The 22,574-nt window shown below is 72.9% G+C and carries 10 protein-coding genes; 5 read left to right on the top strand and 5 right to left on the bottom strand.

From position 1 onward, the window contains the following. Positions 1 to 77: 77 nt before the first annotated feature. Positions 78 to 1,142: a LacI family DNA-binding transcriptional regulator gene (locus tag ACIREI_RS27310; RefSeq protein WP_403338035.1), complete on the top strand. Its 1,065-nt coding sequence runs from the start codon at positions 78 to 80 to the stop codon at positions 1,140 to 1,142. Here the strand turns inward: ACIREI_RS27310 and ACIREI_RS27305 are convergent. From ACIREI_RS27305 to ACIREI_RS27290, 4 genes are read right to left on the bottom strand one after another with little or no spacing between them, the layout of a single operon-like run. Further along, complete coding sequence (locus ACIREI_RS27305; RefSeq protein ID WP_403337875.1) at positions 1,105 to 2,505, bottom strand: glycoside hydrolase family 32 protein; 1,401 nt, start codon at positions 2,503 to 2,505, stop codon at positions 1,105 to 1,107. The two genes, ACIREI_RS27310 and ACIREI_RS27305, sit on opposite strands and share 38 nt — an antisense overlap. Further along, the gene (locus ACIREI_RS27300; RefSeq protein ID WP_403337872.1) at positions 2,502 to 3,356 is read right to left on the bottom strand and encodes a carbohydrate ABC transporter permease; all 855 of its coding nucleotides are present in this window, start codon (positions 3,354 to 3,356) and stop codon (positions 2,502 to 2,504) included. Before ACIREI_RS27300 ends, ACIREI_RS27305 begins: the two co-directional genes overlap by 4 nt. A gap of 14 nt (positions 3,357 to 3,370) precedes the next feature. Next, the gene (locus ACIREI_RS27295) at positions 3,371 to 4,324 is read right to left on the bottom strand and encodes a carbohydrate ABC transporter permease (RefSeq protein WP_403337870.1); all 954 of its coding nucleotides are present in this window, start codon (positions 4,322 to 4,324) and stop codon (positions 3,371 to 3,373) included. Then, on the bottom strand, positions 4,321 to 5,730 hold the full coding sequence (locus ACIREI_RS27290; protein WP_403337867.1) for an extracellular solute-binding protein: 1,410 nt from the start codon (positions 5,728 to 5,730) through the stop codon (positions 4,321 to 4,323). The genes ACIREI_RS27295 and ACIREI_RS27290 overlap by 4 nt, the downstream gene beginning before the upstream one ends. Before the next feature lie 189 nt (positions 5,731 to 5,919). On the opposite strand from ACIREI_RS27290, the gene ACIREI_RS27285 reads away from it, so the two are divergent. The 4 genes from ACIREI_RS27285 to ACIREI_RS27270 all read left to right on the top strand — a co-directional run bounded on the left by ACIREI_RS27285 (position 5,920) and on the right by ACIREI_RS27270 (position 21,504). Continuing rightward, positions 5,920 to 7,476 carry a glycoside hydrolase family 32 protein gene (locus ACIREI_RS27285; protein WP_403337864.1) on the top strand — a complete coding sequence of 519 codons (1,557 nt, stop codon included), beginning with the start codon at positions 5,920 to 5,922 and terminating at the stop codon, positions 7,474 to 7,476. Between the two features lie 14 nt (positions 7,477 to 7,490). Continuing rightward, the gene (locus ACIREI_RS27280) at positions 7,491 to 8,096 is read left to right on the top strand and encodes an AAA family ATPase (RefSeq protein WP_403337861.1); all 606 of its coding nucleotides are present in this window, start codon (positions 7,491 to 7,493) and stop codon (positions 8,094 to 8,096) included. Positions 8,097 to 8,203: 107 nt separating this feature from the next. Beyond that, the gene (locus ACIREI_RS27275; RefSeq protein ID WP_403337858.1) at positions 8,204 to 9,178 is read left to right on the top strand and encodes a TauD/TfdA dioxygenase family protein; all 975 of its coding nucleotides are present in this window, start codon (positions 8,204 to 8,206) and stop codon (positions 9,176 to 9,178) included. 191 nt (positions 9,179 to 9,369) lie between these two features. Further along, positions 9,370 to 21,504 carry an amino acid adenylation domain-containing protein gene (locus ACIREI_RS27270; protein ID WP_403337855.1) on the top strand — a complete coding sequence of 4,045 codons (12,135 nt, stop codon included), beginning with the start codon at positions 9,370 to 9,372 and terminating at the stop codon, positions 21,502 to 21,504. Here ACIREI_RS27270 and ACIREI_RS27265 read toward each other — a convergent pair. After that, positions 21,449 to 22,522 carry an LLM class flavin-dependent oxidoreductase gene (locus tag ACIREI_RS27265; RefSeq protein ID WP_403337852.1) on the bottom strand — a complete coding sequence of 358 codons (1,074 nt, stop codon included), beginning with the start codon at positions 22,520 to 22,522 and terminating at the stop codon, positions 21,449 to 21,451. The genes ACIREI_RS27270 and ACIREI_RS27265 overlap by 56 nt on opposite strands. Between the last annotated feature and the right edge of the window lie 52 nt (positions 22,523 to 22,574).

The following is a 22,574-nucleotide window of genomic DNA, read 5'->3' as shown; positions in this document are numbered from 1 at the left end:
TGTGTCGTGCATCCAGCGTCACGGATAGGGTGAGGATTGATCAACCGGACGGGTGGGGCATGAGGGCGGCGGACGGCATGGGCGGCACCGAGGAGAAGCACCCGACGGGATCGGGGCGTCCCACGTCACGGGACGTCGCCCGGCTCGCCGGGGTGTCGCACACGGCCGTCTCCTTCGTCTTCAACGGCCGCGCCGAGGGCAACCTCTCGCCCGCCACGCAGGAGCGCATCCGCCGGGCCGCCGCCGAGCTCGGGTACCGCCCCGACCCCGTCGCACGCGGCCTGCGTCGCCGCCGTACGGCCGTGATCGGCCTGGTCACCGACGAGATCGCCTCCTCGCCGTTCGCCGGGCGGCTGCTGCGCGGTGCCATGGAGACCGCCTGGGGCAGCGAGCACCTCGTCCTGACCATCGACTCCGGCGGCGACCCGGCCAAGGAGGACGCGGCCGTCGCCGAACTCCTCGACCGACGCGTGGACGGCATCATCTACGCCGCCATGTCGCTGCGCCGCGTCCGCGTCCCCGAGGGCCTGCACCGCGCCCACTCCGTCCTCGCCAACTGCCTGCCCGAGGACGACTCCCTGCCCGCCGTCATCCCCGCCGAGCGCGCGGGAGGCCGCACCGCGGCCCGGCTGCTGCTGGACGAGGGGCACCGCAGGGTCGCCATGGTGGGCGGCCAGGAGGACATCGCCTCCGTCGACCGCCTGCGCGGCTTCCGCGACGCGCTGCGCGCCGAGGGGATCACGGTCCCCAAGGAGTGGGTCGTCCGCACCGGCGGCGAGATCGCCGGCGGCTACGAGGGCGCGATGCGCGTCCTCGACGGCGCCCCCGCCGACCGGCGCCCCACCGGCCTGTTCTGCTACAACGACCGCGTCGCGGCGGGCGCCCTGCACGCCGCGACCCGCCTCGGCATCACCGTCCCCGCCGAACTGTCGGTGGTCGGCTACGACGACCAGGAACACATGGCCGAGTTCCTCACCCCACCCCTCACCACCGTCGCCCTGCCCCACCGGGCGATGGGTGAGGTGGCCGCCCGGCTGCTCCTGGATGCCATCGACACGGGCCGGACGCCGCCCGCGACGGTGCGGCGTCTGGCGTGTCCGGTGATCAGCCGTGCGTCGGTGGGGTCTGCTGCCAGCCGGTGACGGTGGCTCCGGGGCCGGTGACGAGGAGCTCGGGCACGTCGTCGGGGCGCCGGTAGACCCGTTCGGTGACCGTGGCCCGGTCGCCGACGAACAGCTCCAGCAGCGACCCGTCGACGAGGATCCGCACCTCACCGGCCGGTGCCCGCACCACGATCGGCTCCGATCCGCCGGGCCGGGTGCGCGGCCAGTCCCCCCGGTCGAGCGTCACCGTGCCCTCGGCCGGGTCCAGCACGACCGTCATCTCCGCGCCCGAAGCGGACCGCAGCAGACTCACAGTGGTGCGGGCGGATGCGGTGACGGTCAGGTCGTACGCCTCCGGGAGCGGAGTACGGCGTCCCGTCTCACGGACGAACGGCTCGGGCGCACGCAGGAGTTCGAGCTCCGGTGCCGGTACGACACGCAGGGCCCCGTCGGGATGGACGTCCACGACCCGCGGCGCGGTCAGCACCCCGGCCCAGCCCGCGCGGTCGACCTCGCCCTGCTCGCGGGCCTCCCAGGACCAGCCCCACAGCAACGCCCGGTCCGGCTGCTGGAGCACGGCGGGCGCGTAGAAGTCGCGTCCGTGGTCCAGCCGTCCGCCGGTGCGGGCCTCGAAGCGCAACTCGCCGTCCCCATAGGGCTGGAGACGGCCCGTCAGGTATCCGGTGGAGCACGGCTCGCCGTCCCACAGCGACACGACCAGCACCCACTCCCCGCCCGCCGTCGCGTACAGCTGCGGGCACTCCCAGCCGACCGCCTTGTCGCCGAACACGTCCAGCGCGACAGGGTCGTCGCCGTCGAGCAGCACCCCGGCGAACCGCCAGTCGGTCAGGTCCTCGCAGTCGTACAGCAGCACCGACGCGGTCCCGTCGGCGTGCCCCGCGCCGACCAGGGCCCACCGTCGGTCATGGCTCCGGAACACGAACGGGTCGCGGAACATCACCACGTCCAGGCCGGCGGGCGGGCCGGGCACGACGGGCGTGGGCAGGGGCCGCCAGTCCGTCAGCGTCTCGTCCTCCGGTACGAGCGCCCGCGCCAGGCAGATCGAGCCGAGCCCGATGTGGTGCCGGTCGACGCCCGTGTACACGGCCGTAGGCACACCGTCGTCGTCGACCACACAGCCCGACCAGCAGCCCGCCTCGTCCGGGCCGCCGGGCGTCGGGGTGAGCGCGATCGGATGGTGCTCCCAGTGGACGAGGTCGTGGCTGGAGACATGCCCCCAATGCACGTTCGCGTGCACCGGGGCGTCGGGGTTGTGCTGGTAGAAGAGGTGGTACCGGTCCCGCCAACGGAAAGGCCCGTTCGGGTCGTTGATCCAGTTGGCGGGGGGACGGACCCTGAAGCGCGGGGCGCCGGGGTCCGTGGACTGAGCGGTGAGGCTCAACGGTTGACTCCTGCGGACGTGATGCCCTCACGCAGAGGGCGCTGGCCGACGACGAACACGGCGACGGCGGGGATCATGGAGAGGACGACACCGGCGAGCACCACCGAGATGGAGCCGGTACCCAGGTTGCCCTGGAGGGAGACCAGACCCAGCGGCAGCGTGTAGTTCTGCCCGGAGGTCTCCAGGATCAGCGGGCGGAAGAACTCGTTCCAGTGGTAGTTGAAGGCCAGCACCCCGACGATCGCGAGACCGGGCGCGGCCAGCGGCGCGTACACGGACCGGAAGATCCGCCAGGGCCCGCAGCCGTCCAGCATCGCCGCCTCGCCCAGGTCCTTGGGCATGCCCAGGAAGTACTGGCGCATCAGGAAGGTCCCGAACGCGGTCGGGAAGGCCGGGATGATCAGACCGAGCAGCGTGTCGGTCAGGCCCATCGACTTCAGCACCAGGAACACCGGCACGATCGTGACCTGCAACGGCACCATCATCGTCGCCAGGACCAGCCCGAACAGCGGCTTCTTGAACCGGAATTCGAGGCGCGCGAAGGCGTATCCGGCGAGCCCGGCCGTGATCATCTGGCCCACCGCGATCAGCGCGGTCACCAGCGTCGAGTTGAGGGCGAGCAGCCAGACGTCGATCTGGTCGAAGACCCCGCTGTACGCCTCGGTGGACGGATCCGTCGGGATCAGCTTCGGCGGCAGGTCGAAGGCCTCGGCGGGGGTGCGCAGCGAGGTGGAGACGGTCCAGATGACCGGGCCCAGCGTCAGCAGCGCGCACACGGCCAGCGCGGCGATCCGGGCCCACGGCGCGAGGGAGTGCCGGGTGCGGCTCAGGGACATTGTTGCTTGGCTCAAGGGACTCACCCGGCTCACTGGTAGTGGACGAAACGCCGGCTGAGCCGGAACTGGAGGGCGGTCACCGCCATGATCAGCACGAACAGCAGCACACCCACCGCCGAGGCCTCACCGAAGCGCAGCTGCTCGAAGGCGCTCTCGTAGATGACCATCACCACGGTCCGGGTGGCGTCACCGGGGCCGCCGTTGGTGAGGACGTACGGCTGCTCGAAGACCTGCAGCGCGTTGATGATGCCGACCACCGACGCGACCAGCAGCGTGGGCGACAGCAGGGGGAGCGTGATGTTGAGGTGCTTGCGCAGCCCCGTCGCGCCGTCGAGGGAGGCGGCCTCGTGGATCTCCTTGGGGATGTTGTTCAGCCCGCCGACGAACAGCAGGAACGAGAACCCGAACTGCTGCCAGACATAGACCAGGATCACCGTGGCCATGGCCGCGTTCTCGGACGTCAGCCACGGCACCGGCGCGACCCCGACCAGCCCGAGCAGCCAGTTAACGACCCCGAAGTCCTGGTTGAACAGGTACTTCATCACCACCGAGATCGACGCGGCGGACAGCACCAGCGGGAAGAAGAACGCCGACCGGAACACCGAGCGCAGCCACACCGGCATCCGCCCGTTCACCGCCAGCGCCAGCACCAGGGCGATCAGCAGTTGCAGCGCGACCGCGAACACCATGAACACCAGCGTGTTGCCGAAGGAGACCAGCACCGTCGAATCGGTGAAGACCTCACGGTAGTTGGCGGCCCCGGCGAAGCTCGGGTCGTCGATCACGTTCCAGTGGAAGAGACTCAGCACCACCGAGCCGACGATCGGCACGACCGTGAAGACGACGATGCCGACGATCGTGGGCGTCAGGAACAACGTGGCCAGCAGCCGGGTACCGCGGTCGCGGGCGGAGGCACGGGGGGCGGCGGTCGGCGGCGCGGCCGGCTGCTTCGGCCGTGCGGCCGGGATCTGGGTGTTCGTCATACGTCACGCTCCATGGCCTTCTCCAGATCGCTCTGCATCCGCCGCAGCGCGGGGGCCACCGCACGCCGGGAGGCCAGGGCGGTACCGGTGTGCTTGAGCAGCACCTGCTCGACCTCGGCGACCTGCGGCGGCGCGGGGATCGGCCCGGTGTCGGGGAACTTGTCGAGGGTGTCGTAGAAGACCTGCCAGTGGTCCGGGCCGGTCTCGCGGTAGCGGTCGGCGGTCAGCATCGAGCGGCGCGCCGGGGTGGTCTGGTTGGTCTCGAACAGCCGCGTCAGGGTGTCCTTGCGGGCGGCGTACTTGATGAACTCCCAGGCCTCCTCCTGCCGCTTCGACGTCCGCAGCAGCGCGTAGCCGGCGGCTCCGTACTGCATGCGCTGGGTGCGCCAGCGCGGGAAGTACTGCACGTCGAAGCCGCCGGCCTTCATGCCGGCCAGATGCAGACCGCCCGCCCAGAAGCCGCCCGCGGGCGTGACGCCGACCCGGCCGGTGGAGAACACGCCGATGAGGTTCTGGCCGTTGCCGCCCTCGGGCCGGGTGCACAGGCCCTCCTGGACGAGGGAGGCGAGATAGTCGTACGCCTCCTCCACGCGCGCGTCGGTGGCCTGCGGCCTCGTCCACCGGAAGCCGCCCCCGCGGCCCTGCCGCTGGGTAGCCGGGTAGAAGGAGTCCCACAGCCAGGCGCCGCCCGGCGCCTTGGACTCGGAGAGCAGGTTGGTGTCGTTGGCGAACAGCCACGGCACCACGCCGCCCCACAGCCGGTTGGTCCAGAAGTACGGCGTGAACTGGGAGCCGCTGGACTTCTTCATGTCCCGCAGCAGGCCGGTGAAGTCGTCGCGGGTCCAGTCGGCCGCCGGGAAGTCCGCTCCCGCCCGCTTCAGCACCTGGTTGTTGAGGTACATGTCGGCCGCGTTGAACTCGACCGGCAGCTGGTAGAGGCTCCCCTCGTACATCATCGACTCCACCAGCGACGGATGGACGTCGGCGAAGTACTCGCGCAGCTCCTCGGCGTCCCGCTTCACCCAGTCGTCCAGCGGGACCCCGAGGCGCTGCGCGAACAGCTGGACGCCCTCCGTGGCGACGTACACGAGGTCGGGAGCGGTGCCCGCCGCGATCTGGGTGAGGATCTTCGCGAAGAAGTCCGACCAGTCGACGGCCTGCACGGCGTTGATGCGGAGCTTGATGTCGGGGTGGACCCGCTTGAAGCCCTCGGTGAGCGTGCGGATGGCCTCCGGCCCGTAGGCGGGGCCGAGGGTGGCGACGACGAGCGAGCCGTCGTCCCGGCCGGGTATGTCGGCTCCGGTGAGCCGGTCCCAGCTGGCGGCGGTACCGGCGAGCGCGGCGGCACCCGCGCCGTAGGCGCCGTACCGCAGCAGGGTGCGGCGGTTGAGGTGCGAGTCAGTCATGCAAGGGCCTAACTCGTGTTAGTCGAGAAGTGATGCCCCAGATGATGGGAAGCGTGTTACGGCCCTGTCAATACTTGCGGACCACTTGACCTTTAACGAGTTAGGTCCCACAGTCCTGATCTCACATGAGCCGCAAACTCTGACGGCGTTGTCAGGGAAGGGAGCCGTGCTGTGCATGGTGCATCCGGTATGCCTGGAATATCCAGAAGGTCGCTTTTCGTCGCCTCGGCCGTGGGTGCGGCCGGCGCGTTACTGCCGACCGGTTCGAGGCCCGCGGCGGCCGCGTCGGAGGCCGCCGCGGCGTGCCCGGGCAGCTACCGCGCCGCATACCACTTCACCGTCCCTGACCAGTGGATGAACGACCCGCAGCGGCCGGTGTGGATCGACGGCGAGTACCACTACTACTACCTCTACAACCCCGACTACTCGACGGGCGGCACGACGGCCGGCACCGCTTGGCGCCTGGCCACCAGCACCGACCTGGTCTCCTTCACCGACCGCGGGATCGCCGTACCGAAGAACACCACCCCCAACGGCGACGTCTGGTCCGGCTCGGCGGTGATCGACACCGGCAACACCGCGGGCTTCGGCGCGGGCGCGGTGATCGTCCTCGCCACCATGGCGCCCGACGAGGTCACGCAGGCGCAGTACCTGTACTACTCGACCGACGGCGGCCGTACGTTCACCCCCCACGGCACCGACCCGGTCCTGCCCAACCCCGGCGTCCGGGACTTCCGCGACCCCAAGGTGATCCGCGACGAGGAACGCGGCCGGTGGGTGATGACGCTCGCCGAGAACGACAAGGTGGGCTTCTACCACTCCGCCGACCTGAAGTCGTGGACGTACGTCGGCGGCTTCATCAAGGGTGGCATCGGCGTCCTGGAGTGTCCGGACCTCTTCCGCATCCGGGCCGAGGACGGCACCTGGAAGTGGGTGCTGGGCGTGAGTGCCAACGGCAAGGGATCCGGGCTGCCGAGCACGTACGCCTACTGGACGGGCGCCTTCGACGGCACCTCCTTCACCGCCGACGCCTCCGACCCGCAGTGGCTCGACCATGGTTGGGACTGGTACGCGGCCGTCACCTTCGACAAACGGGACGAGAACGGCACGCTGGACCCGGCCATCCGTTACGCGATCGGCTGGATGAACCACTGGGACTACGCCAACACCACGCCCACGATCGAATGCGACGGCTTCAACGGCACCGACTCGATCGTCCGCGAGGTCACGCTGAAGCGGGCGGCGGACGGCACGTACTACCTGGCCTCTCAGCCGGTCGCCGGCCTCGACGGCCACGTCTCCCGCAGGGTGGATCTCGGCGACCTGGAGGTCGACGGGACCCTGCTGCTCGACTACACCGGCACGGCCTACGAGTTGACGACCGAGATCACCTGGGATCAACTCACCGGCGCAGGACTCCAGTTGCGGCGATCCTCCGACGGCGGCCGCCACATCGACGCCGGCATCTACGGCAACTACGCCTTCGTCAACCGCGGATACACCGTGAGCCCCGACACCTCCGGCCGATGGCAGGAGAGCCGGAGCCCCTTCGACCCGTCCGCGCGCACGGTGCGACTGCGCATCCTGATCGACCGTACGTCCGTGGAGATGTTCGTGGACGACGGCCGGTACGTGCACTCGACCGAGGCCTTCCCGGATCCGGCCGACACCGGGCTCGCGCTGTTCACGATCGACGGGACGGCGGTGTTCCGGAACACGGTGATACGGGAGTTCACGGTGGGTTGAGTAGGGTCGCCGGCATGCAGGACGTGCGCGTGGTGCTCATCGGGGGAACGTCCCACACCGGCAAGTCGACCGCGGCCCGGGCCGTCGCGCGGCGGCTCGGGTTCGACTGCCGCTCCACCGACCTGCTGGCCCGTCACCCGGGGCGGCCCTGGCGGACGCCCGAGTGGGAGCCGCCGCCGCATGTGGCCGAGCACTACGCCACCCTCGACGTCGACGAGCTGATCCGCTCGGTGCTCGACCACTACGCACGCCTGTGGCCGCGCATCGAGGGACTGATCACCGACCGCACGACCGGGCGCGGGCCGGGCCTGGTCCTGGAGGGCTCCGCGCTCTGGCCCGCCCGCGTGGCCCGGCTGACCATGCCGCACACCCGGGCCGTATGGCTCACGGCGGACGGCACGGTCCTGCGCGAGCGCATGCGGGCGTCGGCCCGCTACGGCCAACTGGCCGACCGGGAGCGGTGCTTGGTGGACAAGTTCCTCGCCCGCACCGAGCGCTACCAGGAGCTGATGGCGCAGGCCGTCGACCGGCACGGCCTGGTGCGGATCGACACGGCAGGGCGCTCGGCGGCCGAAGTGGCGGACCTGGTCCTGGCGGCCGTCGACGTGCGCGCCGCGTAGGCGAGCGGGCAGCGAACGGGCCCTGTCGCCAGTGCCGCGAAACACTGTCACGATCTTCGGGGAACCGGCTCGGACCGGAGCCGGGCGGACGGACCTACGGAGCGCGCATGACGACGGACAGGGCCACGGCGGACGGGACGGAGCAGGCCACCGGGATCGAGGTGAAACCGGTCGCCGGACACATCGGGGCGGAGATCACGGGCGTCGACCTGGCCGGAGAGCTCGACGACACCGCGGTCGCCGCGATCCGGGCGGCGGTACTGCGCTGGAAGGTGGTGTTCTTCCGCGGACAGCGGCTGGACCACGCCCGGCATGTGGCGTTCGCGCGCCGCTTCGGCGAACCGGTCGTCCTGCGCAAGCGGGGGAGCGCCTCCCCGGCGGACTTCCCCGAGGTCGAGACGACCGCCGACCGGCTGGAACTGGGCGGGAAGTTCGGCATGGAGCACGACGAGTGGCTGCGACGCCGCCGCCACACCCTGCTGCGCGGCTGGCACTGCGACCACGGCGCCCGCATCGACCCGCCCGCCGCGACGATCCTGCGCGCCGAGACCGTACCGCCGTACGGCGGCGACACGACCTGGTCCAACCTCGCCTCCGCCTACGCCGGACTGTCCGGCCCGGTGCGGGAGTTCGTGGACGGGCTGCGCGCCGAGCACCGCCTCGGCGTCGGCTACCAGCCGCGACCCGGCGACGACGCCTACGTCCGCCATCTGCTGGACCATCAGGTGGCCTCGCTGCATCCGCTGGTGCGCGTCCACCCGGAGACGGGGGAGCGGGTGCTGTACGTCAACGGCTACTACGTCGAGCAGATCGCCCGCCTCTCCCGCGCCGAGAGCCGGGCGATCCTCGACATGCTGCTGGAGCAGGCGGTACGGCCCGAGTACACCGTCCGCTTCCGCTGGGAGCCCGGCAGCGTCGCCTTCTGGGACAACCGGGCCACCATCCACCTCGCCCCCAGCGACAGCGCCCACCTGGACTTCCCCCGGACCATGCACCGGGTGATGCTCGCCGGTGACGTCCCGGTCGGTGTGGACGGCACACCGTCGGAGCCGATCACCGGGACCGAACCGGGGCGCTGGTAACCGCCGGTGAGCTCACCGTCCTCAGCGGGGTGACCTCGTTCGGCCGGCGACGCGCTTGGTCGTACACCTGAACGGTTTGACGAAACTCGTCGTCGTACAGGTGAATGATCGACAACGCTCCAGCCCGGTATACCGGACTCCGGCACGGCGCGTCCGCGGGCGCTGACCCCGTGCGATGAGGAAGGAACCGCATGTCGACTCCCGGGCGCCGTACCGCCGTCACACTCCTCGATCTGCTGCTGCACGCCGCCGAGGAGGCCCCCGGCCAGGTCGTCGTCCATGTCCGTGGCGACGGCGGCGAACGCACCGTCACCTTCGCCGAGCTCCACGACGACGCACTGCGCGTGGCGGGGGGCCTGCGCGCCGCGGGACTGGAGCCCGGCACCCCCGTTCCGCTCGTCGCGGAGCTCGGCGAGGACTTCCAGCCGATGTTCTGGGGAGCGCTGGTGGCGGGGCTCGTGCCCGTGCCGCTCGCCCCGGAGGCCCGCCGGGTGGGACCGGTCTGGGAGTTCCTCGGCAGGCCCGCCGTCATGGTGGACGCCGGCACCGAAGCCCTGTGCGCCGAGATCCCGGGCCCGGTGCGCGTCCTGCGGCTGGACGCGCTGCGCGAGGCCCGCCCGCTGCGCTCGCTGCCCCGCCGCGCCCCACAGGACCTCGCCTTCCTGCAGTTCTCCTCCGGCAGCACCGGCACCCCGAAGGGCGTCGAACTCACCCACGAGGCCGTGCTCGCCAACCTCCGGCAGATCCACGCCGCCATGGCGATCACACCGGACGACGTGGTGGCCACCTGGATGCCGTACTTCCACGACATGGGCCTGATAGGCACCCACCTCGTCCCCATGGCGGCCCGCCTGAAGCAGGTGCGCCTGGAACCCCTGACCTTCGCCAAGCGCCCCACCCGCTGGCTGGAGGCGGTGGCGCGGCACCGGGCGACCCTGCTGTCGGCGGCGAACTTCGCGCTGGCGCTGGCGACGCGGCGGGTGCCGGACCCCACCTGGGCCGGCCTGGACCTGACCTCCGTACGCCTGATGCTCGTGGGCGCCGAGCCCATCGCGCCGCGCGTGTGGCGGGAGTTCGCGGCCAAGGCGGGTGCGGCGGGGCTGGACGCCAGGGCGATGCTCCCCGTGTACGGACTGGCCGAGGCCACACTCGCCGTGACCGTGCCCCCGCTCGGGGAGATCGCCGAGCCCCTGCGACTGGACCGGAAGGCGCTCAGCCGTGGCCGGGCCGTCCCTGTGGAACCCGGCCCGGACGCCGTGGAGTTGATGGACCTGGGCCGTCCCGTCCCGGACTGCGAGATCCGTGTCACCGACGATTCCGGCAAGCCGCTCGCCGACCGGCGGGTCGGTCACCTCGAGGTACGCGGACCTCAGGTCGCCCGTGGCTACCACCGCGCCCCCGAGGCGAGCGCGGCCGCGTTCCGCGGTGGCTGGCTGCGCACCGGCGACCTCGGCTTCCTGGCCGAGGGCCGGGTGTGCGTCACCGGCAGGCACAAGGACGTCGTCTTCGTCGGCGGCCGCACCTTCCACGCACCCGACCTCGAAGAAACGGTCGCGGCCACGCCGGGACTGCCCGGCGGAACGGTGGCGGCGATCGGCTCCCCCGACCCCGACACCGGGGGCGACCGGGTCGTGGTGTTCGTGCAGTGGGCGCGGCCCGCCCCGGCCGAGGCCCTTCCGGTGCTCGACACGGCGGCGGCCCGCGTGCGCGAGGCGCTGGGCCATGACGACGTACGGGTGCTGCCCCTGCCGCCCGGCGCGTTTCCCCGGACGACGAGCGGCAAGCTGCGGCGCGCTCTGATGCGCGTCCGGTTCGAGGCAGGTGCCTATACGGCGGTCGAGGCGCGGTTGTCGGCCGCGCGGACCGAGCTCGCACCCGCCCGGCGTGAAGAGCGCGGCCCGCAGGGCCTCGTGCCGCGTTCGCGGCGTGACGTCGAGGACGCGGTCCGGGGCATCTGGGCCCGGACGCTGGACCTCGGGCCGGCGGACATCGACCGGGAGGAGAGGTTCTTCGCCCTCGGGGGCTCCTCGCTGAAGGCGATGGCGGTACTCGCGGGGATCGAGGACGCCTTCTCCGTCACGGTGGAGCCGCGCGTGCTGCGCGACCATGACACCGTGGCCGCGCTGGCCGGGCATGTGCTGGCCCTCCTCGCCGACTCCGGCAGGGCACTTGAGGGAGAGTCGGCTGCCGGTCCCGGCGCGGGCGCGGATGCCGGGCGTGCGTCGCTGACGTCCGCCGAGCGTGCGGAGAGCCGTGGACCGGTCGCGGTTCTCGGCATGGCGTGCCGGTTCCCCGGCGCCGAAACACCCGAAGCCTTCTGGGAGTTGCTGGTGTCCGGCCGGGACACGGTGACGGGGGTACCCGAGGGCCGCTGGGAGGACTGGCAGGGGGCGGAGGGCTTGCCGGGCTTGGGGAGCGCGCCGGGGGTGCCCGGCCTCTTCGGGTCCTTCCTCCCCGAACCCGCCGACTTCGACGCCGCCTGCTTCGGCATGGACGACGACGAGGCCCGCGCGACCGACCCCCAGGCGCGGATCTTCCTGGAGCTGGCCCACGAAGCCATGGAGCGCTCCGGCTACGCGGGGCCGCGACGCACCGGCCGCCGGATCGGCGTGTTCGCCGCCGTCGGTGACAGCGGATACCGCGAGATCCTGGCCGCCGCCACGGACGGCGACCTCGCCGCCCACCCCGGCGCGCTCACCGGCAACCTGCCCAACCTCATCGCCGCCCGCCTCTCCCAGGCACTCGACCTCGACGGCCCCGCCCTCGCGGTGGACACCGCATGCTCCTCCGCGCTCGTGGCGCTGCACCTGGCGCGGCGCAGCCTCGAAAGCGGCGAGTGCGACGTCGCCGTGGTCGGCGGCGTCCAGCTCGCCCTCACCCCGACCGGCCACCGGCTGCTCGCACGCGCGGGCGCACTGTCCCCGACGGGCAGCAGCCGCCCCTTCTCCGCCGACGCCGACGGAATCGTGCCCGGGGAGGGCGGAGCAGCCCTCGTCCTCGCCCGCCTGGACGACGCGCTGCGCGACGGCGACCCGGTACTCGCCCTGGTCCGCGGCACGGCCGTCAACAACGACGGCCGCTCCCTCAGCCTGCTCGCCCCCAACCCGCGCAACCAGCACGAGGTCATCACCCGGGCGTACGGCGAGTGCGGCGTCGACCCCGAAACGGTGTCGTACGTCGAGGCGCATGGAACCGGCACCCCCGTCGGCGACCCCGTCGAGGCGCAGTCGCTCGGGCACGCCTTCCCGCCCCGCACCGACGGGCTCCCGCGGCTGCTCGGCTCGGTCAAGGCGAACATCGGGCACCTGCTCAACGCCGCCGGCCTGCCCGGCCTGGTCAAGACGGTCCTGGCGCTCCAGCACCGCCGGCTTCCGCCCGCCCCGCACTCCACCCCGCCCGCGCCGTACCTGCGGCGCGTCGCGCCCGGCTTCGAACTCGTCACCGAACAGCGGGAATGGCAAGCCGCCGGGCCCCTGATCGCGGGCGTCAACGCCTTCGGCTTCGGCGGCACCAACGCGCACGCCGTCCTGGAGGAGGCACCCGGCCGGACGACGCCCGTGACCCCCGTCGCGGACGGCCCGCGCCTGCTCACGCTGTCGGCCCAGAGCGCCGACGCACTGCGGGCAGCCGCCGCCGACCTGGCCGCGTATGCGCGGGCACACCCGGAACGCCCCGAGGCCGACATCTGCGCCACCGTCAACTCCGCGCGCGACGACCGCCCTTGCCGCCTCGCCGTGGTCGCCGACGGTGACCTGGCGGACCGACTCGAAGCCGCCCGTACGGCGGACATCACGCCCGCCCGCTCCTCCCGGCCGAGGACGGTGTTCCTGCTGCCGGGCCAGGGAGCCCAGCGGCCCGGCCAAGGGCGCGCCCTGTACCGTTCGGCCCCGGTGTTCCGGGAGGTCCTGGACGAGGCCTCCGCGCTGACGGGACCCGTACTCGGGCGCTCACTGGCCGAGTGGTGCCTCGATCCCCGTACGGATCCTGACGAGTTGGCCAGGACCGAGGTGGTCCAGCCGCTGCTCGTCGCGTTCGGTGTGGGTCTGGCCCGGCAACTGGTGGCGTGGGGCGTGTCGGCGGACGCCGTCGCCGGACACAGCGTGGGCGAGATCGCGGCCGCGTGTGTCACCGGTGCGCTGAGCCTGCCCGAGGCGGTCGGATTCGCCGCGGAGCGCGGACGCCTGGTGGGCGAACTGGCCCTCCCGGGAGCCATGGCCGCCGTCAGGGGTGACGAGGACACGGTCGCCGGGCTCGTGCGCGCATCGGGCGGCGCGCTGAGCGTGGCCGCCGTCAACGGGCCCGAGCAGGTGGTCATTTCGGGTTCCGAGGAGGCGGTCGAGCGCGCCGTCGCCGAGCTGACCGGACGTGGCGTGGCCACGCGAAGGCTCCGTGTCTCCCATGCCTTCCACTCGCCGCTGCTGGAGCCGGCCCTCGATCCGCTGCGGGAGGCCGCGAAGGCGCTCACGGTCAAAACGGCGGACATACCGATGCTGAGCACGGTCACCGGCGAGTGGCGGCCCCGCCTCACGCCCGCCTACTGGCAGGGGCATGCCGTCGAGCCGGTGCGGTTCGGGCCGGCTGTGGCGAGGCTCCTGGAGGAGGGCTATGACACCTTCGTCGAGCTCGGCCCGGGGAACACCCTGGGAGGGGCGGTCCGCGCGGTCGCCGGTGCGCACGGCGCCTCGGACGTGGCGGTGTTCACGACGGGGGCGACCTCGACTGTGGACCGTGAAGGCAGCGCCTGCGGGGCACGGGTGCTGTTGGAGGTGGCGGGCCGACTGTGGGCGCGCGGTACGGCTCTGGACCGGACGGCTCCGGACCGGACGACCGGGGCCGCCGGGCGGCCGCCGAGGATGCCCGTACCGACGTATCCCTTCCAGCGCACCCCCTACTGGCCGCGCAAGCCCAGTGCGGCTCCCGTGGTGCGCCGCCTCGACTGGCGGGACGCCCCGCTCACGCCATCGGCCGGGCCCCGCGTCGTGCGGCTGATCGGCGGCGGGCAGGCGCTCGGCCGGGCTCTGGCCGAGCGGCTTGCCGGCCGTGGAACGGCGGTACTGGGAGACGATCTCGCTCACGGACTGGGCGGCGCGTCTGCGGACACCGTGGTGTGGTGGGGAGGCGAGGAGGGCGCCGGAGACGGAGACCCTCACGCCCCGGACGCGATCACCGCGTTGCGCCCTGTGCTCGATGTGCTTCACGCCGGTTGTTCCCGCCTGCTGGTGGTCACCGAGGACGCGTACGTCACCGGCACCACGACGGAACGGGCGCGCCCGGCCCAGGCACTCCTGCACGGCTTCGCACTCGCCCTTCCGGAGGAGCACCCAGGGCTCGCCGCCCGAAGCGTGGACCTGTCCTCCCACGACACCCTCGACGCCCGGCTCGACGCCCTGGAACGGGAGCTCTGCTCGGCCCACGAACCGGGCGCGCAGGACGCGGTCGCGTGGCGCGCCGGGCGCAGGCTCAGCCGCACCCCGGCCGACGTGACGGACGCCCCGACGGCGCCCGACGCCCTGCCTCCCGACGGCACCTACCTGATCACCGGGGGAGCCGGCGGGCTCGGTTCCGCACTCGCGCGGGACCTGGCGGAACGCGGCGCATCCGAGCTGATCCTGACCGGCCGCTCGCAGACCGCTCCCGACGAACTGCTCACCGCCCTGCGCGCCCACGGCGCCCGCGCCCGGTACCGCACGGCCGACGTGTCCGACGAAGCCGCCGTCCACGCCCTGTTCGCCGAACTGCCCCCGCTGGACGGGGTGTTCCACGCCGCCGGTACGGTCCGGCCCGGCACCCTGCGCGCCAAGACCGACGGCGAGATCGAGCAGGTGCTCGCCGCGAAGGTGCGCGGCACGATGCTGCTCGCCCAGGCACTGCGCGGGCACGGTCAGGAACCGGCCGTATGCGTCGCCTTCTCCTCCGTTTCCTCGGTGCTGCCCGGCCTGGCGGGCGCGCTCGGCGACTACGCGGCGGCCAACGCCTTCCTCGATGCCTTCGCCGCAGCCGAGCGCGCCGCGGGCCGACCCTGGCGGTCGATCGGGTTCGGGCCCGTCACCGACGCGGGACTTGCCGCCGGGGCGCCTGCTCGGCAGCAACGGCTGCGCGACCGCGGACTCGGCCCCATGACCACGCGGGCGGCGGTCGCGGCGCTGCGGACGGCCGTCGCCACCGACGCCACTCACCTGCTCGTGGCATCCTCGCCGACCTCCCCACCCGGCCGGATCGCCACCACTCCGGACCGCACGGACGCCCCGCCGGCGAGCACGCCAACCACAGCCCGCAACCTGCCGGTCGGCGAAGGCGACAGTGACGCCGATGGTGCCGCGACCGACCCCGCCCGCATCACCGGCCTGATACGCCGACTGCTGGCCGAGTCACTGCACCGCGCCCCCGAGGACATCGGCGACGACGAGCAGTTCCTCGGACTCGGGCTCGACTCCCTGTCCGCCGTCGACCTCGCGCGCCGCCTGGAGACGGAACTCGGACTGCCCTTGCCCGCCACGCTGCTCTTCGAATACCGCACGGTCGGCGAACTGGCCGCCCACCTCAGCGGACAGAAGCCCACCGGCCTCCACGCCCCCGCCACCGCGACCCGCGGCAAGCGGGACACCCCGCCCCTTCTCCCCCCGCGCCCCCTCACTCCGCTCCAACTCGCCTTCCTCACCACCGAGGCGCTGTACGAGGGCGTCACCGCCTACGGCTACATACGCCAGACCATCCGCGGCCCCCTCGACCCCGACCTCCTCGGCCGTGCCCTGGCCCACCTGGCCGCACGCCATGCCATGCTGCGGCTGCGCATTACCACGGACGGCACACCGCCACGCCAGTACACGGTGCCGGCCGACCCCACCGACCGCGCTCCACGCTGGTACGAGGTGCATGAGCCGAACGACACCGCGCCGCAGCTCCCGGACCTCGAACAGCGGCTGTACAACCGCTCGTTCGACCTGACCACCGAGGCCCCGGCGCGCGCGCTCCTGGTCCGCGACCGCCGAGACCCACACCTCGCCGACCTCCTGCTGGTCGTCCACCACAGCGCCGCGGACGGCTTCAGCCTCAAGGTCCTGTGCGAGGAGCTCTGGTCGCTCTACACCGCACTCGCAGAGGATCGCAGCGCCCTCGAACTCGCCGTACCCGAAGCGGAGTTCGCCGACTACGCCGCCCTTGTCACCGCGGAACGCCAGTCACCCGCCTTCGCCCGCGACCAGCAGTACTGGCGCGACCGCATCGCCGAGCACACCGCGTCGGCCACGGCCGAGGCACTGCCGTACGACGGCGACCCGGACGCGCTTCCCGCCCCGCCGCTCACCCACCATCAGACGGGCATCGACGCCTCGCTCACGGCGGCGCTGCGCGAGGTGGCGGCCCGGCACGAAGTCACCCTCTTCCATCTGCTGCTCGCGGTGTACGCCCGCTGCCTGGCCCGCTGGAGCGGACAGCGGGCGGTCGCCGTGAACGTGGCCCGTGCCCGCCGTGAGGCGCCCCTGCCCGGCGTCGACCGCCTCGTGGGGCCGCTCGCCGACACCCTGCCGGTGTTCGCCCGCGTCGACCCCGCCGAACCCGAGGCCGTACTGGCCGGGCGGCTCCAGCGGATCTGGCAGGAGGCGGAGTCCCACGCCGCCCTCGGCAGCCCCGACATCGCCGCACTGCTGCCCGCCACCGGCCCCGCCCCGCGCACGGTCGCCCCGGCCGGGTTCAGCTTCGCCCGCTTCCCCGTGCGCCACGGGCGCGACTGGCCGGTCACCGTGACCCCGACCGCGGCGGCCACCGCCTCCGCCGCGACCCGGCTCGGACTGCTGTGCTGGGAATCGGATGCGACACTCCGCTTCTCCTGGAACCACCCCGCCCACCTCTTCCGGCCCGAGACCGTCGAGCGGCTCGCCGCGGAGTACGTGGCGCAACTGCACGCCGCGGCCGGGCGGACCCTCGACGCCGAGGGGTACGACGCCGACCGGGGGATCGTCGCCCGCCTGTGCGCCCGTTTCCGCGCGACACCGCGAGCCGTCGCGGTGGACACCGGCCGTACCACGCTCACCTACGCCGAACTCGACGCCGCCTCCGGCGCTCTCGCGGCCCGGCTCCGAGCGAACGGTGTACGCCCCGGGGACCTGGTCGGCCTCCTCACCGAACCGGACGCGGACACCGTCCTCGGCGTGGTGGGCATCCTTCGGGCGGGCGCCGGCTGGGTGCCCCTGGACGCGACCCATCCCGTGGCCCGGCTGCGGGACCAGGTGACACGCACCGGAGTCGGCGTGGTGGTCTGCCATGCGGCGACGCGCGAAGCCGCCGCCGCGCTGGAGGGCATCACGCCGGTCACAGTCGACGGCATCACGCCGGGCACCGCCGATGCAGGGTGCGCGGCCACCGCGCCCCCGGCCGAGCCACCGCCCGCCGCCCCGGACGCCTTCGCCTACGTCATCTTCACCTCGGGTTCCACGGGCCGCCCCAAGGCGGTCCCGATCACCCACCGCTCGATGCTCAACTACCTCGACTGGTCGCTGGCCACCTTCGGGTACCGCCCCGGGGACCACCTCGTACAGACGGCGTCCGTCTGCTTCGACGCCTCCGTACGGCAGTTGCTGGCCCCGCTGCTGGCCGGCGCCACCGTCCACACCCTCGGCCGGGACGACCGGCGCGACCCCGAAGCACTGCTCGACCGGATCGTCAACGACCGGATCACGGTGTGGAGTTCGGTACCGACCTTGTGGGAGCGCCTGCTGACCGCCGCCGAGACCCGGGCGCGCCGGGACGCAACACCCCCGGACCTGTCGGCGCTGCGCTGGGTCCACGTCGGCGGCGAGGCACTGCCCGCCGCACACGTACGCCGCTGGTTCGACCTGCTGGACGTCTGCGGCGGGCCGGAGCACAGGGTCGCCAACCTGTACGGGCCCACCGAGGCCACCATCAACGCCACCTGCCACATCATCGACAGCCGACCGGCCGACGACGTACGCCAGTTGCCCATCGGCCGGCCGGTCGCCGGAACCGAACTGGCCGTCGTCACCGAGGACGGACGCCCCTGCGCCCCCGGCGAATCCGGTGAACTGCTCATCGCCGGAACCGGACTGACACCCGGTTACCTCGGCGAGCCCCGGCTCACCGCGGAGGCCTTCGTCGAACGCGACGGACGCCGCTGGTACCGCAGCGGCGACCGGGTCCGCCGCACCGCCGACGGCGTACTGGAGTTCCTCGGCCGCCTCGACGACCAGGTCAAGGTCCGTGGCCACCGGGTGGAACCCGGCGAGGTGGAGGCCGCCCTGCTCACCCACCCGGACGTCGCCCGAGCCGCCGCGCTGCTCGTCGACGGACGGCTGCTGGCGTACGTCGAACCCCGCCCCGGCTCGGACGAGCCCGACGCACGCGAGGTGCGCGCCTTCCTGTCCCGGGTGCTGCCCCCGTACATGCTGCCCGGGCGCATCCGCTCGATCCCGGCGATGCCCCTGACCGGCACCGGCAAGATCGACCGCAACTCGCTGGCGAGCGCACCCGAGGACAGCCGGCGGGCGCCCGGGCCCGGCACTCCCTCCGGGCCCGGAACCCCGCCCGCCACCCCGACCGAGCACACCGTGGCACGCATCTGGTCGACGCTGCTGGACGTACCGGACGTCACCCGCGAGGACGACTTCTTCGCCCTCGGCGGCGACTCCATCATGGTGCTCGAACTCTTCGCCCGCCTGCGCCAGGAGCTGCCGGCCGTCCCACGGCCGACCACCGTCTACACCCGCCGCACGCTGAGCGCACTCGCGTCGGCCCTCGACACCGCCGCCACTGCCACCACCACCGCCGGCACAGGCCCCTCACCCGATCCGACCCCGGAAGCCGCCCCCGCGCAACCGGCCGGTCCTTACCCCCTCACCCCCTCCCAGCGGGGATTCCTGCTCGCCGAGACCCTCAAGCCCGGGGCGGGCTCCGGCTGGCTCGCCCGGTTCCGGCTCGACGGGCCGCTGCGCCACGACGTCTTCCAGCGCGCCGTGGACGTTCTGGTGGCCCGGCATCCGATGCTGCGCACCGTCTTCCCGGCAGGTGCCCGGCCGCCCGTGCAGCAGGAACTGCCGGACTCGTTGCGCCTGCCCGTGGAGACGGAGACCCTCGCGCACCCGGACCTGCTGGAGCAGCGGATCGCCGAGGAGGCACGGCGCCGACTCGAGCCCTGGGCCTGGCCGTTGCTGCGTCTGCGGCTGCTCACCGTGGCGCCCGGCGAGCATGTGCTCCTCGTCCACGCGCACCACCTCATCGGCGACGGCTACAGCGCCGCCCTGCTCGCCCGGGAACTGCTCACCGCATACGACCGCCTCGATCAGGGCCGGCCGCACGGCCTGCCGCCGCTCGACAGCACTTTCCGCGACCACGTCACCCGGTCCGCAGTACGCGCGCACCCGCACGGACCCGAGGCCGAGGAGTACCGCGCCCGTCTGTGCGCCCCCTACACGCCGCCCGTGCTGCGCCGCCCGACCGCCGATGCCGCTGACGGCCAACCGGCGTTCCACACCACGGGGTTCACCCTGGGCGCCACCACGACACAGGGATTGCGCCGACTCGCCCGAGCCGCCCACCGCACCCTGTACACCCCACTGCTCACCGCCTACTACCGCGCCCTCGCGGAACTCACCGGCCGACGCGACCTGCTGCTCGGGCTCGCCGTCACCGGACGCGAGGAGTCCACGCCGGACGCACACCGGGTGTTCGGCCCGTTCGCGGAAGCGGTGGCGCTGCGCCCGTCCCTGCCCGGCGGCGGACGCGACCAGCACCAACCGCCGCCATTCGGCGAGGACTTGAGGCGACTCGCCGCCGAGGCCGACCTGGCCCGCGCCGAAGGCCCCAGCGAGGTGCGCACGGCTGCGGGACTGCCCCGCCACGCCCAGTTCTTCTTCACCTTCCTCGACTTCACCTCCCTCGGCACCGAGACCGGCGGCGGCCTCACCCTGCACGCGGACGAGTCCGACACGGCCCTCGCCCCGCCACCGCTCGGCACCGACGTGTTCCTGGCCGTACGGCCGGTGGCGGACGGTGAGGGTCTGCGGGTCACCGTGCGGGCTTCGGCGGCGGCCCTCACGGCCGGGGAGGCCGCCGGGTTCGCGGAGAGGATGCGGCGACAGCTGCAGGACGCGCTGAGCGAAGCCGGTTCCGCCCCCGACCCCGGCCCCGTCCGCAGCAGCCGCAGCCGACGCCCCCACCTCGATGCCGCGCTCGTCGGATACCTGCCCGCCCCCGCCCATCTCGCCGCCCTCGCCGGACTGCCGCACGACAGCCCCGGCCTCGGCCGCGAGGAGATCAGGGCGCTGCTCTTCCCGGACGGTCGCGCCAGGTTGCTGGAGGAGACCGGGACCCCGCTGGGGAACTCCGGGTTCGTCGCCCTCCCGCTCTTCGCCGACGAACTGGCCCCGGCCGCCGCCGGTCTGGGCGCCCGCACGGCCCGCGCCGTGGAGCAGGCCGCCTCACTCGGCGCCCGCTGTGTCTCACTCGCGGGCATGATCCCGTCCCTCACCGGCTACGGCTACGACGTCCTGCGGGAGACCACGACGAGCGCGGCGATCACCACCGGACACGGGTCGACGACCGTTGCCGTGGCCAAGACCGTCCACAGCGCCCTCGCGGCGACCGGCCGCCGCCTCGACGAACTCTCCCTCGCCGTCGTCGGATGCGGCTCGATCGGCCTCTCGTCCCTCCGACTGCTGCTGGCGACGGCACCGGGCCCACCGGCCCGGCTGCTGCTGTGCGACCTGCCCGGCAGTACCACGCGACTCGAACGGCCGGCCGCGGAGCTGTCGTCGGCACATCCGGCGATGCCGGTCCAGGTCGTCGAATCGGGACGGACACTGCCGGGCCCGGTCTACGAAGCCGACGTCATCATCACCGCCGTCAGCGGCGCGACGGCCCTCCTGGACGTCGGCCGGCTGCGCCCCGGCACCATCGTGGTCGACGACTCCTTCCCGCACTGCTTCGACACCGCGAGCGCACTGGACCGTATGAGCCGGGAGCAGGACGTCCTCCTCGTCGGAGGCGGGCTGCTGGCTCTCGACTCCACGCGGACGCAGCTCAGCGAGGACCTGCCGAGCGCGGCGAGCGCGGGCTTCGCCGTGCGCCCTGCGCTTCCGGGCACGTTGGCCTCATGCCGACTGGAGTCACTGCTCCACGCCCACCGCAGGGAAGCCGGCCGGGCCCCGAGCGACCTCCCCTTGATCCACGGGCTCGTCGACCTGCCCCGCGCCCTCGCACACTGGGACGCGGCCGAGGCCGCCGGAGTGCGGGCCGCACCGCTGCATCTCCTCGACCGGGTCATCGCCCCGGACGCCATCCCAGCGCAGGCCCGAGCCGGGCGGCGACATCGGTGAGGATCTGCACATAATCCTCGTGCTCGAAGGTGAACGGCAGCGCGAACGCGACCTCGTCCACCTCGCGGAACGCGGCGTGGGCCTGGAGGCGTTCGGCGATCTCCTCCGAGGTGCCGACGAGGTCCGGCGCGAACAACAGCCGTGCCTGACCCTGGGGCGACAGGGTCCGTGGAGTGCGCTTCGCGACGTACTCCTCGTATTTCGCGCGCTGTTCGGGCGTCGCGGAGTCGGTGGGGATGACGACGAGCCCCTGAGAGACACGGGCGCTGTCACCGTCGGGGTGGTGGGCGCGGAAGGCGCGTATCTGAGCGAGCTGGATCTCTGCGAAGTCCGGTGACCCCTGCGCGTCTTCGGCGCCCTCGGAGCCCTCCGCCTTGACGACGCTGCTCGTCAGGAAGTTCATGCCGTGCTCTCCGGCCCACTGCGCCGAACGCAGGCTGCCGCCGCCGTACCACATACGGCTGCCGAGACCGGGGGACTGCGGCTGCACTCGGTCGGAGCTGTATTCGATGTGCGGCTGCCGCCGCGCGGCCTCAAAGCCCTCCACCCCGCTGAAGTCGGTGACCCGCTCACCCCGCACGAAGTCCAGCAGCCGCCGCACCCGTTCGTAACCGAAGTCCTCGACGTCCGCCGTGTCGGGGTAGAGGGCCTCCTTGACACGGTCGTAGTGCATCGGCGGCCCCACGCTGACGCCCGGGTTGAGGCGGCCGCCCGACAGGAGGTCGACCGTCGCCAGGTCCTCGGCCAGCCGCAGCGGGTTCTCCCAGCCGAGCGGGATGACCGCGGTGCCGAGTTCGATACAGCGGGTGCGCTGGGAGGCCGCCGCCAGGACCGCGACGGGGGAGGAGATGCCGTACTGCAGATGACGGTGGCGGACCCACGCGCTGTCGAAGCCGAGCCGTTCGCCCAGCTCGATGATCTGGAGCGTGGACTCGTGTCCCCGGCGCGGATCCGCCTCGTCGAACAGGCCGATGGTGAGGAATCCCAGCTTGCTGAGCGGTCGTGAGGTCGGCGGCACGGGCCCCTCCATCAATCACTGATCGAGTGGTACGGCAGTGCCAACCGGCCCG

Source organism: Streptomyces sp. NPDC093591 (assembly GCF_044764885.1).
Lineage (GTDB): Bacteria > Actinomycetota > Actinomycetes > Streptomycetales > Streptomycetaceae > Streptomyces.
Note: the sequence above shows the minus strand (reverse complement) of the source record. Positions and strands in the feature narration are given on the sequence as shown.